Raw genomic sequence first — 16,541 nt, 5'->3', positions numbered from 1 at the left:
GTCGCGAGCATCCGAACGACCTCCGTGAACCGCCGCTGTCAGCTGGCCGCCGGTGACCAGGCGAACAGCCTCTTCCTTGAATTCAAGCGCGTAACGCGCCCGTATCGCCTTCGCCATCTCGCCGATCCTTCCCCGATTGTAGTCGGTTATGGGAGGCGTCGATCGCGGACAAGATCAGCCACCTCTCACGTTGACGCACGTTCGGCTGCGCAACGCAACACATAGCCTGAAAATACCCCAATACACTATGCCTACACGCGTATCCACATCGTCAGAAGCCCTCATAAGGAATTTCACTCCGACAGCGCACCACTCTCTTGACATATGAGGATGTATCATAACACTCTATCAGCCCAAATGTATTCCGGCACGCGCCGTCGCTAATGTCTTGCTCTTAATCAAGGAGGATAAGAATTTTGAGTCTGGCTTCCGAAATTGCGCATGCAATCCAACGGCACGCCAAGTCCGACGCCGTAGTGTCAAAAGATGGCACGATAAACTATTTTCAGTTAAAATACTTATCAATATGTTTTCAAGAATTTGCTCAGCAGCAAGGTTTATCGAGTAACGATGTTATTGCGTACTGTGGATCTAACAGCAGGGATCGCTTAGCATTTTTTCTTGGCGGGCTTCTAGGAGCATATATTCCAGCGCTCCTCCCAATCAGTTCAGGATCACCATTTTTGGACACCTTTCTTTTTTCTATAGACGCCAAAATGCTAATTTCCGAAGTGACGGAGGCGTCATCAATCCCCCAGTGGACGCCAACTGATGCAAAAAGATCTAGCTCTGGCACGATGATCGTCCAGGATCGGTCCGTATCGCATATTAGTTTTACTTCTGGAACTCTTGGACACCCTCGGATAATACATGTTAGCGCTGATGCTGTCCTGGAATTCTGTGATTGGTTTTGCCACTATATTCCTCTTTCCTCGAATGATCGATGGGCGGAACCAGGAAATATTACATCAGACCTCGCGATAACGAATACTATTCTTCGTTTTTTTTGCGGTGCTGCATTCATTGATGTGTCCACAGAAGATTTTCCAAGGCTTTCATCTCACTTTGCTGAAAATAGAGTGTCGATAGTACGCTCCACCCCTCGTGCAGCCGAGATACTTCTTGCATCAAACCGTCGTAGACAACTCAAAACTACGGCGCTCCGCCTTATCGGATTTGGTGGAGATCAGCTGACATCCAATACAGTTTTTCGTATGATGAATGAATTATCTGGGGATATCACTTTTATAAATACCTATGGTAAGGCAGAAATAGCTGGTATATTATCTATATACTGTTGGGAGCGTGGGGCCAAATTCGCACAATATGATGGTTGTGTGTCTGTTGGGCAATTTGTTCCAGGCGTAGAGGCAGAGTCAGGCGTTTCTTTTTGTGATTCAAGTGAGTTAGTTGTTCAATCGCGTAGAAATGCAATTTTAATTAAAAATTTACTAAGCGGAGAAATTATTCAAACAGAAAGAAAAACGAAATCGGCCATGGCTACTGGCGATCTCGTCAGAAAATATGATGAATTTTTATACGTTGTTGGCCGAGTGGACCGTGAAGTCACAAGGCATGGATATCAAGTCAACCTTGACAAATTAGGTACCATAGTGTCCGAACTATTGAAAGAACGTAGCGCCGCAGTGTTAATTAAAGAGAGACTTATTCTGCTTGTTGAAGCCCCTCCCGATGTTGATGTCAAGACAATACTGTCCAGTATGATGCCATATTATCTGGTGCCTGACAAAGTAATTTTTGAAAAACAGCTTCCGGTCAACAGATCGGGCAAAATCGATATTAACCAGTGCAAAATCATTGCGGAGAGCGCGATATGACAATACTAGATACATCTCAAATTTTGTCCGTCATAGCATCGTCTCTCGGAGTTAATCGTGCCATGCTTGGGGCCCAACCAGAAATTTACAGGACGATTGGTTGGGATAGCTTGTCTACATTACAAATAATAGAAGCGATCGAGATTCATTTTGGAGTACAAATTACTGATGAAGATGTGGGTCAGTGCACGAGCCTTTCTGGTATACTAAACGTGTTAGCGAAAATGGGAGTGAAAAATGGAATATCTTGAGACTGTGATCGATTTCGATAGCTTCGATGGAGTCCACCTACAAGGAACATTCTGCCACTCTAAGCAGTCTGCGAGGAAAGGTATGATTGTTTTGCTTGTTCATGGAGTCCAGACGGATCGACATGAAACGGGGTTTTATTCCAGAATGGCTTATAGGTTCGCTGAAGCAGGCCTGGACTCGTTCAGATTTGATTGGCGCTGCCATGGCGTGGACAGTGAGCGTCCAATAAGCACGCTTACGTTGACCTCTGTCCGGAATGACATTACGGCTGCGTACGATGCGGCTTCTATGGTTCGTGGTATGCGATGCCCGGCTGTTATCGTTGCAGCGAGTTTTTCCGGAGGGGTTGCAGTACGTTGGGCATTTCGTCATACAGCTGCCGCAAGTGTTGTTCTCTTAAACCCTGTGCTTGATTATCTCGACGAATACATTATCGGCCCCCAAAAAGGCGACGCGAGCTCGCTTAACAAAGGTAGTATTGACGAACTCGAAGCTCTAGGTACAGTCACGTCTCAAAGAAAGGGATTCGGGAGACCAGCGATTAACGAGTTTAGAGATTATGAGGTTATTCCAAAGCAGAACATACCTCATTGGATATTCCATGGTGATAAAGATACAGGTGTTGATATTAAGACTTCAAGGATTTTTTCCCGCATATATGAAAATATAGAATTGTGTGAAATTGCTGGTGCTGAACATGGTTTTGTCGAGCCTGGCGATTGGAGAATGGAAACCGCTGAGACACTAAGGCGGCACGCCGATTTATATGAGGTAATTCTGGAAAAGTTGGAACGTTCTGTTTCCTGACTATGAGGCATGAGAATGTGCATCGCAAAAATTGATCCGTCAGCCTTCGTCCATCCAACCAGCCTCATTGGGTATGGAAAGGTGCCGGAAGACCCAATGATAACGATCATGGCTCGAGCGCGTGTGGAAGCATTCTGCATCATAGAACCCGGCGCGCTAATAGACGAAGATGTGGTAATATATCACCACTGTGTTGTTGGCCGCCGCGCAAAGATTGGGAAAGGAACTAAATTTGTAGATCGAGTCCGGGTTGCAGCTGACGCCATCGTGGGGCGAGATTGTATCATTGGAGGAAATGTTTCGGAACGGGTATTAATCGGCGATCGTGTAACCTTTATGGGAGAAATGGCCCATAGTCACACTGATGCAACGATACAGTGGGGAGTGACACAGGAAGTGTCGCCCGTGATCGAGGAGGGCTGCGTAATCGCTCAGGGGGCAATAATTATTGGTGGTATCAGAGTTTATAGAAACTCATACATAAGTGCGGGACAGATCGTAAAAACAGACGTTCCACCGAACACGTTCGTCGTCAATGGCAGGATGGAACCACTTTCTCGTTGGCGAGGACTCATAAGGGCACGCGGCGGATGGATTGACGGCGTGTATTGTGAAGGACAGTGATCAATGCATACGCATGAGTTACCTCTGAATATCTTTGTTTCACATAGTTTCGAGCCGAGGAGTAAATCGTACAATCTTGAAGCATTTAGGGAATCTGTCAAAAAGGCAATGGAACTAGCGTCAGAAATATTAAAGGGAAAGAAGATTAATGTAAGGATAACCCCAATTTTTGAAAGCAATATATTTGGAAGCCCACTCAATCAACAGATTATTTCTTCCATTCAATCTAGTTCGTGCGCGATAGTCGATCTTACTAATGTTTCTGCAAACGTCATGTATGAATTAGGTTATATTGATGCGCTATCGATTCCATGTCTGCTGACGCGATCGGCACATAGTACTGCACAGATCCCTGTCGATGTGGCTGGACGACTATTCGCGGAATACCAAAATGAGAGTAACTTGCCTACGATTCTTTCGTCATCATTAGCCAGTGTGATAGAATCAAGTCTGCGAGGTACTCGGATTATTCCTAGCGATCGTGATTTCGTGTGGTTCCCTCATGATATTCAGGGCATCCATGTCGTGTGTCCGCATTCACCTGATAATTTATTCACAGCAGACATGAATCATCCAAACTACGTGTATTTAGAACAATTTAGTGATAAAGATGCTCTATTGGAGATTATGGTTTTTCTTTCTCGGACGTATTCAGCGCGAGTGCATAAGTATACGGCCATGGAATTTCCGCAACGGCAACTGTTAAGGGATAATATTGTTGTGATTGGTGGGCCGGGAATTAAAGGTATTGGAGAAGGAAACATCATTTGTCGTGAAATGATGCGAAGAATTTCTACTAGATTAACTTATGCATTAAATGGAGAATCATTAATTTATCGCACTCCTGAGGGCGATATTGAGAGGAGGCCTGTGTACTCCGGCGATGGGCAATTGAAAATAGACTATGGATATTTCGCGCGTTTCCCAAATCCATTTGAACCGAAGGCAGTCGTTATATTGGTAAATGGTCTGCATACTGCAGGAGTCCTTGGGTCAGCACTTGTTCTTTCAGATCGGCCCCAGGCGGCGCAGAATTTTCGCGTGATTAAGCATGCGTTGGGTAGAGCGTCTAGCGAAGCTCCCGCATTTGAGGCGTTGTTTGAGGTAGAGAGAATGGCAGGAGAAGTATTAGTGCCAAGACTTTCTGCAAATTTGATATTCCCACTTGAGCCAAAATGAATGGGATAGCCTGAGATGAGCACGTTTCGCTGGCTTTCGGAATTCGAAGCACGGAAAAGTGGTAACTTAAAGTGGAAAAGATATCCTCCAGAGGTGCTGCCTTTGGATGTTGGAGAGATGGATTGTGAAACATCGTCAGAAATACGAAAAGTTATATCTAGTGCCTCCACCTCGGGACAATTTGGTTATGGTCCGATAGCATCTCGATCAACTCTGCCAAAAGTTCTTTCCGCGCATCTTGAGGATTATTTTGGGATAAGCTGCGAAGAAGCATACGTGATCCCAGCTGGTGGTTTGCTGTTCGCGCTCTCTGAATGCCTTAGGATACTAAAAAGAACTGGGAATACACTGCTTATTGAGCCGGCTTACAGCGGGTTAGACCAAGCAATAAATGCTTCTGGCTGTAATCCTATACGAATTTCATCGGTTCATAACAATGACGGGACATTGGAAATTGATCGTGATATGATTATAAAAGAAATATATGCTGGGGCCTGGTCCATCGTCCTAGCAATCCCAAACAGCCCAACTGGTGCTTTGCTGAGCCAAAAGGATATGGAATGGCTAGCTGAGATAGCTGTAGCTAAAAATCTGAGCATATTTATTGATGCTATTTATGCGCATACCTTCCCCACTCCTAAGGATCTGGGGTTACTTGATATATTGAGGCATTGTGTAGATCAAGTTGTAATATTTGGCGGACCAAGCAAGGCTTGGGCGATACCATCAATTAGAGTTAGTTATATGATTTTTAACAATCAATTGTCCGCCTCCAGAGTAGAGCGCGAATTTAGATGGATTCTGTCACCTAGAGCTGCATTAGGTGAAGCGGTATGTGAAACAGCGGTTACTCTAGGATTAGCGTGGCTTCAAGAGTGTCGCAACAAAGTGGCTGAAAATAAAGAATTAGTACGCAGTGTGTTGGAGCCCGGAGGGTGGACGGCTCACTATAGTCATCATGCGACACCTTATCTTTGGCTGCATCCACCTTTGACGATGTCATATCCTGAGCTTCATTTTCTTCGCAAAGCCAAGGTGGCCTTGGTTGGTGGGACGATGTACGGCCAACCTTATAGAAGTTTTGTACGGATGAATATTGCCTGCAATCAGCTAGTTTTGAAAGAAGCATTGGACCGGATTCATCGCGTAACTGGATAATGAGGTGATCTCATGGCGCTTTGCTGTATATTGGTCAACGATAGGTTTTTGCCGATATCGGCAGCTGTACCATTTCCCTATGGAGTAACACAGCATGTTATAGGTTGTAAAAATGCCATCAGATTGATGGGGCACAGCGTGGCTCTTATTCGCTATAGGCGCGACGAAGACGCGTTAACGCCTAATATAACTGAAGCAAATTGGGATGATAGTATTGGATACCGCTTTTGCTTTAACTACTCCATGAGTCGTAAACTGGTTATTGACCGCATGGCTGAAGCAATACGCTTACTTCAAGCTGCCTACCCATTTGAGGATTTAATCTATATTTATACGCAGACACCAACACTTAGTATGTTCATACCTGATGGTATTCCAATAATAGTAACCAACCATGGCCCATTTGTATGTGACGTCGAACTAAGAATCGGCGCTGATGCAGCTCGCAAGGCGTTTAACTGGGAGCATGAGAAGTTCGATCATTTGAAACAAGTGCAGAGTGAAGGGCTTGAATGGATTAGAAGGAATCACCGCTCGTACTGCGCCGAAATATCTCCACTTCAGCTCGCTTATGTACGAGGCAGTGGGTTTGAGAAGAATCGTATTGGACGTCTGCCCCCACCTCTAGAGAGAAATACAATAATTCCGCGCTCTGAACTGAATCATCTGCAATCTCAAATATTAGATCGATGCAAAACAAAGAAAAAAATCGCTCTAACGGTTGTATCGAGATTGGACTATTTCAAAAGAGTGGAATTGTTCGTCGATGGAGCATGTGAAGCACTCCGCGATAAAGTAATAGATTTTGCAATAATTATAGGTGGGGAGGATGTCGATTGCGAGCGCCATACATTAAAAACGCGAGTTCCGAATGAAATGAGGGAGAGCGTATATTTTGTACCTAGGCAAGCAAATAATTGGATAAATAATAACTTATATGTTTCATTATTGTGTAATAGCGTTTTCGTCTGTACATCGCGGTTTGATTTAGTTCCCTATACGATTTTGGAGGCAGCACGGGCTGGAATTTTGGTTTTGGCGTGTAATTCGAAGAATGTTGGCGCCGTTGAATGGCTATTTGATTGCCAATTATTTGAGGAAACACCCGAAGGGATATCAGAGCGACTTAATTGGGCCTTCTCAAGCACCGACGCCGCCGAAATTCGATATGAGTCATCTTCCCGACTTAGGGAGGCAACAAGTTGGAAGGCATTTGGTTCAGCGTTCCAGGTTGCAGTAGATGCGATTTATAGGGATTAGAATGTATTATTAATCACTTTAAAGTGGTATGCCCACAATGGCCCAGCCACGCTTTGGCATCGTCAGAGGATACCGGAAATCTTCAACAGCCGTCTCATATCGACGACCTTAGCATTACAGTTGTGCCCTTCGCCTAAGGTGAACCTCCTTGGCGACGGCTTGGTGGCATCGCCTCCAGGCGGATCACGCAATCACGAAGGCCGGCTCGATGTGACGCTGGGCCAGACGGTTGGCGACACGACGGATCTCCTGCATCGACCAGCGGACCATGGCCGGGGTTCTTTGCGCGTTGTTTTTTTCTAGGGCGGCAAGCTGAGCTGTCTGTTGAGGTTCTGGAAAGGGCCTGAATGGGAGGCTGTCATGCCACGTCGGTTTTGTCGGGTTCGCCAAGGTTTGGAGCGGCTTCTGGTGCCGGAACGTCGGGATTGTCCCGCCTGCGGCCTACGGATGCGGATCCGCTATGAGAACCGGCGGGCGGTGTTGACGCTGTCCGGACTGGAGCGGCTTCGGCTGAAGATCCAGCGGTGTCAGTGCCGATTGGATACTGGTCCATCCGCATTCCCGGTGCAGAGAACCAACACGAGCGGGGCCATTCAGGCGGCTTCGAGGACACGGTGGCGCAGCAAGTCGAAGCTACCACGACCGTTCATCGTGCGCTTGATCGTCTTCAGCCGGCTGATCTGGCCCTCTACCGGCCCGGTGCTCCACGGCAGCGACAAGGCCGCGCGCACCGCCGCCAGATCACGCTTCAGGCCGCCGGCGAATCTCGCCAAAGCCGTGCCGTCGGTCGCCAGCAGCCACTCATCCAGTTCTCCGGCCCGCTGTTCGCGAACCATCGTCCGGAAGGCCCGAGCCAACGCGACGGTCTGCGCCAGCTTCGGGGAACGGGAAAGCAGGGCGGTGACGAAGGCCTGTTCGGTCGCGTCGATCTCGGTCGCGTCGGCGACCACCAACCATGCCGCCCGTCGCCGCGATGGCGCCCGCCATGAGGCCGAGACTGCACAGGTCGTGCCTGGGATGGTCTGCCGCAGAGGCCGTGCCCAGTCCCGAACCGTGGTCCGTTGACCGGTGAAGCCGAGGGACTTGATCTCCCGCCAGAGCCGTGCGGCGTTGTGGCACCCTTCGTCCCAGCGCCGATGCAGATGGTCGAGGAACGGATCGAGCTGGCTGCCCTTGGCCGGCTGGCGCCAGGGTGGTGGCTGCCCGGACCGTAGCCACACCCGCACCGTCTTGCGGTCGAGGCCGAGCGTCTGGGCGATGCGGGTTTGCGACCAGCCGCGAGCGTTCAGCGCGACGACCTTCTCGAAACGGGCTTGGCGGGCGGCCTGGATGACGGCGCTCCTCTGCTCGCGACGGGTCGGTGGTTTGCCACCCTGATCAGGCTGCGGCACGTGTGCCTCTTGTCCGGTTCCATCGACGGGAGCGGCGGCCAGTTTGGCCGCCGCCCGCAGATCCCGATGATGACCGGTGAGAATCTCACGCAGCGCATCGGTGAGATTGTGCAGGAGGTGCCAGCGATCGGCGACCTGAACGGCGGTCGGCACGCCTCGGCGGATGCCGTCGGCATAGGCGCCCGCGCGATCGTGGGCAACGATCTCGACGCCGGGATGCGCCTTCAGCCACGCGGCGACGGTGTCGGCTTGGCGGTCGGGCAGCAGGTTGATCGGGCGGCGGTGTTCGAGGTCGACGACGATGGTGCTGTAGCGTTTGCCGCGGCGCCACGCCCAGTCATCGATGCCGATGACGCGCGGCGTCGGGATCGGCGCCATCGGCTCCGCCCGGATCAGGCGCAGCAGCGTGTCGCCACTGACCGGCATCGCAAGGCGGGTGGCCAGCCGGGCGCCGGGATCGCCGTCCGCGCTCAAGGCGATGGTGCGCTGCGCCTCGGCAAGCCGGCGGGTGCGCCGGACCCGCGGCGCCGCGACCGTGGGCAGGCGTTCGGCGAAGACACGGCGCGGGCAGTCCGCGGCCGGACACCGGAATCGGCGGACTTGCAGACGCAGTTCACCCATACGGCCCTGCCAGGGCAGATCGCCCAGGCGGCGACTGTAACGACTGTGGACGCGGCGCGATGGTCGGCGGCACAGCGGGCAGGCGGCCGTGACAGCACGCACATGGGCCGCCACCACGACACGATCGGCGTCGACCGTGACCTGATCAACGACAAGCCCGGCCGGCAGCAAGGAAAGCAGCGATTTGGACAAGGAAGCGGGTGCTCATGCAGGAAATGCTTCCCTTTATGTGCTCATTCCGCTTCCCATCTGCATCCGGCCTGCACCGGAAATGCGGATGGGCCGAAATTCCGCCGCTGGATGGTCTGCAAGATGTCGGCGATTCGGTGAAGCTCGGGATCCTGGGGCGCATGCTGTTTGATTCGGGTGGGCGCGCGCCGTTCGTAAGCGTAAGTGCCCTCGAAGCAAGCGCCGTCGTCTTGGCTCCAGAAGCCGCGAAAGAAAATATGCGGTTCTGGTCGTGACCCGTCGCCCATCAGACGGACGGGGCTGGTTCGGAGGCTGACGCCGAGGATGGAGCAAACCGCCTCGAAATCCGCGTACACGAACTCGTGCCACGCGTGGTCGAGGCCGGTTTCACGATGCCGGGCGCGGGCGGCTTCCTTCGCAGGCTCGGACAACTCATCGAAGGTGTAGACGTTGGTCTGGATGGTCGTGGGCATGATCGGACCCTTGGACATGAATAAGGCCCGGCTTCCTTGGGGGAGGCCGGGCCGGTGGAGGGGTGGGTTACTCGGCGGCGATGCTGTGGGCGTCGTCGGACGCGGCTGGCGGGTTCGACGCCTCGCCGCTGCCGGTGAGAAAATCGGGCAGGGTGACGGCCTCTCCTTCGGCTTCCGGCGTCGGCGCGTCGTCATCCGTCCGCCGCAGCGGTTCGGGCAGCCAGCCGCTGTCGGCGAGCAGCCGTTCGGCCTCCTTGGCCATGTCGTTCTTCTTCAGATGCTCGATGAGCTGGGCCGCGCGGTCACCGACGCCTTCCCGCACCGCGTCCAGGATGCGCGGTTTGGTGACGCGGCCCAGGTAATTGTCGGCGGTGGGGCGCCAGCCGACGTCCACCAGATCGAGATCGACGGCGGTCGCCAGCCGTTCCGCCTGCTGGAGGCGGCGGTCAAGACCATGTTGCGACAGGCCCGCCCCACCGAAGCGATCCACCTTCTCGTACAGGGCGTTGACTCCGAAGCTGACGCAATGGGCGAGCAGGGCGAGACGGCTGGCGTCGTCGAAAGCGGCGAGCCAAGTCCACAGGGCGTCATCGTCCTCCGGCAGATCGCTCTTCCAGGCCGCGTGCCGTTCGGCGACGGATTTGGCCGACGGGCTGTCGGCGAGATCCCCAGGCTGGGCTGGAAAGGAAACCGTGCGGACACAGGCGTCCAGGCAGGCTCCCGATCCGGCATGGCGATACAGGTCGCTGACCAGCCTGTGCAGCAGCAGGGTCATCGCGACCTGGGGATGTTCGGCGACGGCGTCGCGCAGAGCCAGGGTGCGGTAGGCGGTCAGCTCCATCACCAGCCGGTCGGGCAGGGGTTTGAGGACGCTGTCATCCTCCTCTTCGACCGAGGCGGGCTGACCGCCGACCGTGACCACGGTGATGGGGGGTGATGGGGGAGCGGCTCCAGTCGGGACGGCGGTCGGCTGATCGTCCTCCCGGCTGGGGTCGGCGGCGACCGGCGGTTCATCGTCGGGGCGGACATAGCCGCGATCAATCACCGGGATGCCGTCGGCGCCGACGCTGACGAAGGCCCCGGCGCGACCGATTTCGCTCGGATCGAAGCGGATCGTTCGGTTGGCGAAACTGTCCAACGCCGTTTCGATTTCGCCGAGCCGACGGTCGATTTCGTCGGGCAGTTCCTCGGCCTTGGCGTGTTCATTCTCGATCCGGGCGCGTTCGGATTCGAGGGCGTCGATGGCCGCCTGCTCCTCGGCGGTCAGGTCGATCACTGTGCCGGTCAGCTTCCGCAGACCCTGGCTGTGCCCATAGGGAAAGCTCATGTCGGCGGCGATCCATTTCCAGCCTTCCGCTGCGACCTGATCGGCCAGAGCCTTCAGTTTCTCCGCGACCAGGCGGTCGAGCCGGGCCACATCCTCGATCCAGCCGCCATCGTCGGACTGGAAGAGATCGCGCAGCACGGCGCCGCCCGCCGCTTCGTAAGCCGCCATGCCGATGAATTGCACCCGCTTGTCGGCGGCGCGCACGGTGTTCTCGGTCAGCATCCGGCGGATTTGATAGGGTTCCCGGCTGTAGGCGCGCTGGATCGCCTCCCACACCTGTTCTTGGCGGGCATGGTCCGAGGAGATGGTGAAGGCCATCAACTGGTCGAGCGACAGGCCGTCGGCGGCATAGACGTCGAGGAGGGTTTCGGACACCGACACCAGACGCAACCGCTGCTTGACGACGGCGACCGAAACGAAAAAGGCGGCGGCGATCTCCTCCTCCGACAGGCCCTTCTGGCGCAGGGCGAAGAAGGCGCGGAACTGGTCGAGGGGGTGGAGCGGCGCGCGCTGGATATTCTCGGCGAGGGAATCCTCCTCGGCGACGCCACGGTCGCGGACGACGCAGGGGATGGGCGCGGTCTTCAGCAGGCGTTTCTGCTTGACCAGCAGTTCCAGCGCCCGGTAGCGGCGACCACCCGCCGGAACCTCGTACATGCCGGTTTCCGCGCCGTCGGCGTCGAGGATCGACCGGACGCTCAACCCTTGCAGCAGGGTGCGCCGCGCGATGTCCTCGGCCAGCTCCTCAATCGAGACGCCCGCCTGGAACCGGCGGACATTGGCCTGGGAAAGGACCAGCTTGTTGAAGGGGATGTCGCGGGAGGGCGACAGGGTGATCTTCTGGACGGCAGCCATCGGGTGGAACTCCGCGACGGGCGGACGGAAGACTCTCCTCCGGCCTTCAACCCGTCACGACAATCCCGGCCTTCCTCGCCCTCTCCTCCGGTTCGCACACCCTGATCGGCAGGAAGGCGGGGCGGCGGCTTTCTATGGAACCGGAAAACCGCAGGACCGGAGATGTGAGGGCGTGGAAAGCCGGAACGGCGGATGGACGGAAGCACGGAAAAGGAACCTGGTGATCGGCTCCGCCCTCCGTCAGCTCCGCAGGGTGTGAAGCGAGTCCTGGGCGTTGGTCTCCAGCACGCCGCCGTCCTGAGCGGCAAGCCCCTCGTCGCCGTGCTTGGGATGAAGGTGGCCATCCGGGTTGCCGAACTCCCAGGGGATGTCGAAATGGGCGGCCAAGGTGGCGATTGACTGTCCCGCCGTTTCGATTTCTTCGCCGCAGTGCTTTCGATAGGTCAGGAAGCGGAAACGATCCGCCGTGACGCAAAGCCGGTCAGCCTCCGACCGCATCAGGGTTTGGTCGTCGTTCCGCAGGTCGATCAGGTTCGGATCAGCGTCCGCCGCCGTCCGCTGTGGATCGTCGAGATGGTCGCGGGGGTCGGTCTCGAAGTACCAGACCCGGAAATCGTACCGTTCGATTTTGTGGATCTGGTGTTGCCTAATCAGGCGGGCCATCGTGACGATGAAGGCGGCGGTTTCCCGATCAAGGTCGAACACCGCCAGGGCCGGAGCGCCAAGCCCCTCGCCACCGCCATAACATTCGACGGCGTAGCGCTTTGCGTCGGTCATCGTGATGTCTCCTTGAGCGGAGCGGGGATCGAGGGTTGGGTGGGAAAGGCGGCGCGTTTGCGCGCCGTGTCGTCTTCGGCGAATGCTGCGGACCAACGGGGAAAGCGCATCATCGATCTCCTCGACGGAAGCCGTCCGCTTTGGTGAGCAGGCCTATGCCGCCCATGATGCTGCCGACCTGATGGGCGGCGTCGGCATAGACGGACAGCGGGTGGGTCGCCTCGAACAGGATGTCGCGTTCGATCCCCAGCCCGAAGGGCAGGCGGAGCGCCGCCAGTTCCGACAGGCGGAAGACGCCGAGTTCCGGGCAACCGATCCCGAGGTCGGCGAGGCCAAACAGGGTGTCGCCGTCCTGGTCGAGTTCGGTCGCCAGCCAGGTCGCCGCTCCCATCGGGTTGAAGAGCTTCACCACCGGGACATGGTCGGTGTCGGGCTGAAGGCCGTTGGCCAGGAGCCGGTCGCGCAGATCATCGGTGATGAGGATCATGCCGCCCTCCCATGTTCCAGCGGGACCCCGACGCCGGTTTCCGGCAAGAAGCCGAGCAGATAGTCCGCCGCCTTGCTGGCCTGGGAGGCGGCGCGGATGATCGCCCGGCTGTCCTCGCGCAGCACATCCAGCCACGCCCCGATGTAGTCGGCGTGACGCACGGTCGGCACGATGCCCAGCGCGGCGCAACAGAAGGCGGCGTTGATCTCCGCGACCAGCTCCTCGAAAGCATATTTTTTCGAGCCAAACGACCCGGAGAGATCGCGGTTCAGGCGGTGTCGCGCGCCGGACGCATGGCCCAATTCATGGAGCGCCGTTCGGCTCCAGTTGATCGGCTCAAAATACGCTTGCGGCGGCGGGACCTGCACATAGTCGCCAGCAGGGGCATAAAAGGCGCGGTCGCCGCCGATGCGAACCTCGATGCCGGCAGCCCGGATCAGGGCGTCCATGGTGGGTTCGATCAGGCCCGGCGGGGGAGGCGGAACGATGGCGGCGAGGCCGTTCGGCAGCCCATCGCACTGGGCGGTGTTGAAGACGGTGAAGCGTTTCAGAAACGGGATCGTCTGGGGATCGTCCCCGGTGTCGCGCGCCCGCTTTTTCTCGTCGTCGGGAATGAAGCGGTCGGCGTAGACGACGGTGACGCCGCGTTCGCCCTTGCGGACGGCGCCGCCCAACGACAAGGCTTGGCGGAAGGTCAACCAAGTCTGGGCCGGAAAGCCGTGCTGGATGACCGCGCCCCACAGGATCAGCACGTTGATCCCGGAATAACAGCGTCCGGTGCTGGCGTTCTTCGGCATGGCGAGCGGCGCTTTCGCCGCCGCCGTCCCCCAGGGCTGAACCCAGGGCACGCAGCCGCCCTCCAACTGGGCGATGATCGTGCTGGTGATGTCATCGTACAGGCTCGCCCGGTCGGCGCCGGGCGGGGCGGATGGTCTGGACATGGCGGGAACCTCCGCGACAGGCGCCGGAAGCCTCTCCCCCGGCTCTCAACCCGTCACGGGAATCCCATCCGTCCTCTCACTCCCTTCGGTCACACGGATCCGGCGCGAAGGGTGCGGCCACGCTCATGACCCTTCTGGGTTTCCCAACGCGGCGGCGAGCCTGCCGGAAATGCGGGTCGCGGCGGCTTTGATCGGATCGTCCGCCAAATGGGTATAGCGGGCGGTCGTCTGGATCTGGGTGTGTCCCAGCAGCTTGCCGATCATTGGCAACCCCTCTCCACTTTCCAGGGCAACTCCAGATTGCCCTATGGTATGGCGGAGGCTCATGCCGCCGTTTTCAGGCGCTTCTTTGCGAGCATGGCGCGGACGAGCTTGTCCCATTTCGCCATGCCGGCGCGCTTTTCCACCATGTAGTTCCAGCGATCGTAGTGCTTGGAGCTGACGTCCTGCAAGGCGTGGTTCTGGAGGCGGTCGCGGATCTCTTTCGGGACGCCCGCCTTGCCGGCCAGGGTCTTGAAGGTGCGACGGAGGTCGCGGTTGGTCGCATGGGGGATCACCCCGCGATCCCGTTGGCGCCAGATGAAGCTGTAGAGGGTGCCGTGGCTGACGGGCTTCGACGGGTCTTTGGCGGAGGGGAAGAACCAGCCATGTTCGTTCGGTATAATCGACTCGATCAGTTCGGCAGCCAACGAGGGCACTGGAACAGCGTGCGGCTGAAGGTTTTTGGTCTTGGTCCAGTCGATGATTCGTTCCTTAGCGTCCCATTGATCGACATGCAGACGAGCGATTTCCTCGACCCGTTGGCCGGTCAGCATGATGATTTGGACAGCGCGGGCATAGGAGGGATGAATCGGGGTGTCGGGGCATTCGAGCCAACGATAGAGCCGAACGAACTCTTCCTCGCTCAACCAGCGTGTTCCGATGGTCTTGGGTTCGGTCGGTATGCCGGCGGCGGGGTTGTAGGTCAGCCGGAAGCGACGCGCGGCGGTGGAGCGGTAGTCGTGCTCGGATTTCAGGCCCCAGCTAAACGCGGATCGAATGTAGCTGCGCACATGATCGGCCATTGAACGCTTGCCGCGCTCATAGATGGGGCGAATGATCGCTGTGATCTCATCCGGTTCGATATCGCGGGCCGGGCGGTTGCGTCCGAGCGTATCGGCGATCTTGTTGAGGCCCTTTTCCGCCTCCTTCCAAGACGACTTCCCACCCTCCTTGAGGTAGGCGACATACGCCTCGAAGAGGTCGGCGATGGTTCCCGGTCGCGTGTCGCCGGCAATCTTGATGCTACGGCCTTTCTGGATCAGATCCGCGAAGTCGCGGTTGAATATCTCGCGGGCCTTGCTGAGGGGCATCGAGGGATACGAGCCGAGCTTCTTCTTGAGGCGCTTCTCATCGCGCCATTGCTGCGCCATCCAGTCTGCGGTCACGCGCGTAGGCATGGGCTTCATCACGAGGACCAGCCGACCGGTTCCGTGACCCTCGCCATCGACAAGGCTGAGCTGCTTGCCGGTCGTTTCCACCTGCTTCAGGGCTCGGCGAATTTCTCCATCTGTAAGGCTTGGCACTGGAGTTCTCCATCGGCTTCCAACTGGGGTCGCTCGACGGGTTCGTGGGGTCGGCGACTGGGGTTAAAAAGGGCCTCAATCCCCTTAAAACCGACCCCAATATGCCATAATGACCGACTCTACGACAAGCCTAAAAGATCTTGTGTTTCAAGGTGATGTGGCGTGATTGAACGTGATCGAAAAGGCAAAGTGGGATGGTTGTGGACCAAAATCACCGAACTGGCCGACAGCTCCAGCCCGCGTTTGACCACCTCGCGCGGGTAAACCGGGGTGTGGTCCACGGTGCCGCGCTGCTGCACCTCGTCGGCGATCAGGATGTTTTTGCGGTCGAGGAACAGCAGGCGGAATTGTTCGGTCGGCTCATGCGCCATCGCCGCCGCGCAGTAATCCAACAGAGCCTGCCACGAGGCCAACACCGGGCGGTCGATCACCCGCTGCTGCATCGCCCGCAAGGCCGCCGCGCCGATCACCCGCACCGTGGCGACCGCGTTGTCGCTGTTCATCGACGCCTTGCCGACCTTAAACCCACGCAACCGTTCGGGCGGGGCGTTGACCACGCCCCACAAATCGCCAAAGGCCTGAATCAGCGTCTTGGCCAATGGCTTGACGTCACAGCGTGGTATGGCGGCGAACAGGGCCATTTCCAGCAGTTCATAATCCGCCAACGCGTCGGCGCCCCGATCCAGGAAACGGCTGCGCAGACGCTCGCGGTGGCCGGTGTGGTGGGGTTCGTCGTCGGTGTCTGTGGGCGTTGGTTGGACTGTGGCGGTGGCTGACGCCCGCGCGTCCATGTCCGA

16 protein-coding genes are annotated in these 16,541 nt (G+C 56.5%); 7 read left to right on the top strand and 9 right to left on the bottom strand.

Annotated features, from left to right (window positions below; all coding sequences use genetic code 11):
• Window positions 1-416 precede the first annotated feature (416 nt).
• Genes D3877_RS08285 through D3877_RS29325 form a run of 7 tightly spaced genes read left to right on the top strand, consistent with a single transcriptional unit; the run spans window position 417 to window position 7,118 of the window.
• A complete protein-coding gene (locus D3877_RS08285; RefSeq protein ID WP_158599812.1) occupies window positions 417-1,838 on the top strand; it encodes an AMP-binding protein in 1,422 nt (473 codons plus the stop codon).
• On the top strand, window positions 1,835-2,089 hold the full coding sequence (locus D3877_RS30990) for an acyl carrier protein (RefSeq protein ID WP_119830165.1): 255 nt from the start codon (window positions 1,835-1,837) through the stop codon (window positions 2,087-2,089). Before D3877_RS08285 ends, D3877_RS30990 begins: the two co-directional genes overlap by 4 nt.
• Window positions 2,076-2,897, top strand: coding sequence for an alpha/beta hydrolase (locus D3877_RS08275; protein ID WP_119830164.1), 822 nt, complete (start codon window positions 2,076-2,078; stop codon window positions 2,895-2,897). The genes D3877_RS30990 and D3877_RS08275 overlap by 14 nt, the downstream gene beginning before the upstream one ends.
• Window positions 2,898-2,912: 15 nt before the next feature.
• Window positions 2,913-3,521 carry a hypothetical protein gene (locus tag D3877_RS08270; RefSeq protein WP_158599811.1) on the top strand — a complete coding sequence of 203 codons (609 nt, stop codon included), beginning with the start codon at window positions 2,913-2,915 and terminating at the stop codon, window positions 3,519-3,521.
• 3 nt (window positions 3,522-3,524) lie between these two features.
• A complete protein-coding gene (locus D3877_RS29330; RefSeq protein WP_147395109.1) occupies window positions 3,525-4,700 on the top strand; it encodes a hypothetical protein in 1,176 nt (391 codons plus the stop codon).
• A 15-nt stretch (window positions 4,701-4,715) separates the two neighbouring features.
• Window positions 4,716-5,858 (top strand): pyridoxal phosphate-dependent aminotransferase, encoded by a 1,143-nt coding sequence (locus D3877_RS08265; protein WP_119830162.1) that lies wholly within the window; start codon window positions 4,716-4,718, stop codon window positions 5,856-5,858.
• Window positions 5,859-5,870: 12 nt separating this feature from the next.
• Entirely contained in the window at window positions 5,871-7,118 is a 1,248-nt protein-coding gene (locus tag D3877_RS29325; RefSeq protein WP_147395108.1) for a glycosyltransferase, read from the top strand.
• Between the two features lie 593 nt (window positions 7,119-7,711).
• Here D3877_RS29325 and D3877_RS08260 read toward each other — a convergent pair.
• The 9 genes from D3877_RS08260 to D3877_RS08220 all read right to left on the bottom strand — a co-directional run bounded on the left by D3877_RS08260 (window position 7,712) and on the right by D3877_RS08220 (window position 16,535).
• Complete coding sequence (locus tag D3877_RS08260) at window positions 7,712-9,322, bottom strand: ISL3 family transposase (protein WP_119830161.1); 1,611 nt, start codon at window positions 9,320-9,322, stop codon at window positions 7,712-7,714.
• Between the two features lie 41 nt (window positions 9,323-9,363).
• Complete coding sequence (locus D3877_RS08255; RefSeq protein ID WP_147395107.1) at window positions 9,364-9,792, bottom strand: hypothetical protein; 429 nt, start codon at window positions 9,790-9,792, stop codon at window positions 9,364-9,366.
• A gap of 67 nt (window positions 9,793-9,859) precedes the next feature.
• Entirely contained in the window at window positions 9,860-11,974 is a 2,115-nt protein-coding gene (locus tag D3877_RS08250; RefSeq protein WP_119830159.1) for a ParB/RepB/Spo0J family partition protein, read from the bottom strand.
• 240 nt (window positions 11,975-12,214) lie between these two features.
• The gene (locus tag D3877_RS08245; protein ID WP_119830158.1) at window positions 12,215-12,751 is read right to left on the bottom strand and encodes a hypothetical protein; all 537 of its coding nucleotides are present in this window, start codon (window positions 12,749-12,751) and stop codon (window positions 12,215-12,217) included.
• Between the two features lie 109 nt (window positions 12,752-12,860).
• On the bottom strand, window positions 12,861-13,238 hold the full coding sequence (locus tag D3877_RS08240; protein ID WP_119830157.1) for a DUF2958 domain-containing protein: 378 nt from the start codon (window positions 13,236-13,238) through the stop codon (window positions 12,861-12,863).
• Window positions 13,235-14,179, bottom strand: a complete 945-nt coding sequence (locus D3877_RS08235) for an ArdC family protein (protein WP_119830156.1) — start codon at window positions 14,177-14,179, stop codon at window positions 13,235-13,237. The genes D3877_RS08240 and D3877_RS08235 overlap by 4 nt, the downstream gene beginning before the upstream one ends.
• Before the next feature lie 123 nt (window positions 14,180-14,302).
• Window positions 14,303-14,443 (bottom strand): hypothetical protein, encoded by a 141-nt coding sequence (locus D3877_RS08230; RefSeq protein WP_199720722.1) that lies wholly within the window; start codon window positions 14,441-14,443, stop codon window positions 14,303-14,305.
• A gap of 59 nt (window positions 14,444-14,502) precedes the next feature.
• Window positions 14,503-15,744 carry a tyrosine-type recombinase/integrase gene (locus tag D3877_RS08225; RefSeq protein ID WP_119830155.1) on the bottom strand — a complete coding sequence of 414 codons (1,242 nt, stop codon included), beginning with the start codon at window positions 15,742-15,744 and terminating at the stop codon, window positions 14,503-14,505.
• A 119-nt stretch (window positions 15,745-15,863) separates the two neighbouring features.
• The gene (locus D3877_RS08220; protein ID WP_119830867.1) at window positions 15,864-16,535 is read right to left on the bottom strand and encodes a JAB domain-containing protein; all 672 of its coding nucleotides are present in this window, start codon (window positions 16,533-16,535) and stop codon (window positions 15,864-15,866) included.
• Window positions 16,536-16,541: the final 6 nt, after the last annotated feature.

Origin of the sequence: Azospirillum cavernae (assembly GCF_003590795.1) — a bacterium.
Lineage (GTDB): Bacteria > Pseudomonadota > Alphaproteobacteria > Azospirillales > Azospirillaceae > Azospirillum > Azospirillum cavernae.
The sequence above is the reverse complement of the archived record's forward strand: the minus strand, read 5'-3'. Positions and strand labels throughout refer to the sequence as shown.

What these genes read in the sequence shown, in the direction of transcription:
- D3877_RS29325 (WP_147395108.1), top strand. Translation starts at nt 5,871, where the DNA reads ATGGCGCTTTGCTGTATATTGGTCAACGATAGGTTTTTGCCGATATCG.
- D3877_RS08240 (WP_119830157.1), bottom strand. Translation starts at nt 13,238, where the DNA reads ATGATCCTCATCACCGATGATCTGCGCGACCGGCTCCTGGCCAACGGC.
- D3877_RS08265 (WP_119830162.1), top strand. Translation starts at nt 4,716, where the DNA reads ATGAGCACGTTTCGCTGGCTTTCGGAATTCGAAGCACGGAAAAGTGGT.
- D3877_RS08235 (WP_119830156.1), bottom strand. Translation starts at nt 14,179, where the DNA reads ATGTCCAGACCATCCGCCCCGCCCGGCGCCGACCGGGCGAGCCTGTAC.
- D3877_RS29330 (WP_147395109.1), top strand. Translation starts at nt 3,525, where the DNA reads ATGCATACGCATGAGTTACCTCTGAATATCTTTGTTTCACATAGTTTC.
- D3877_RS08270 (WP_158599811.1), top strand. Translation starts at nt 2,913, where the DNA reads ATGTGCATCGCAAAAATTGATCCGTCAGCCTTCGTCCATCCAACCAGC.
- D3877_RS08220 (WP_119830867.1), bottom strand. Translation starts at nt 16,535, where the DNA reads ATGGACGCGCGGGCGTCAGCCACCGCCACAGTCCAACCAACGCCCACA.
- D3877_RS08275 (WP_119830164.1), top strand. Translation starts at nt 2,076, where the DNA reads ATGGAATATCTTGAGACTGTGATCGATTTCGATAGCTTCGATGGAGTC.
- D3877_RS30990 (WP_119830165.1), top strand. Translation starts at nt 1,835, where the DNA reads ATGACAATACTAGATACATCTCAAATTTTGTCCGTCATAGCATCGTCT.
- D3877_RS08255 (WP_147395107.1), bottom strand. Translation starts at nt 9,792, where the DNA reads ATGCCCACGACCATCCAGACCAACGTCTACACCTTCGATGAGTTGTCC.
- D3877_RS08230 (WP_199720722.1), bottom strand. Translation starts at nt 14,443, where the DNA reads ATGATCGGCAAGCTGCTGGGACACACCCAGATCCAGACGACCGCCCGC.
- D3877_RS08245 (WP_119830158.1), bottom strand. Translation starts at nt 12,751, where the DNA reads ATGACCGACGCAAAGCGCTACGCCGTCGAATGTTATGGCGGTGGCGAG.
- D3877_RS08250 (WP_119830159.1), bottom strand. Translation starts at nt 11,974, where the DNA reads ATGGCTGCCGTCCAGAAGATCACCCTGTCGCCCTCCCGCGACATCCCC.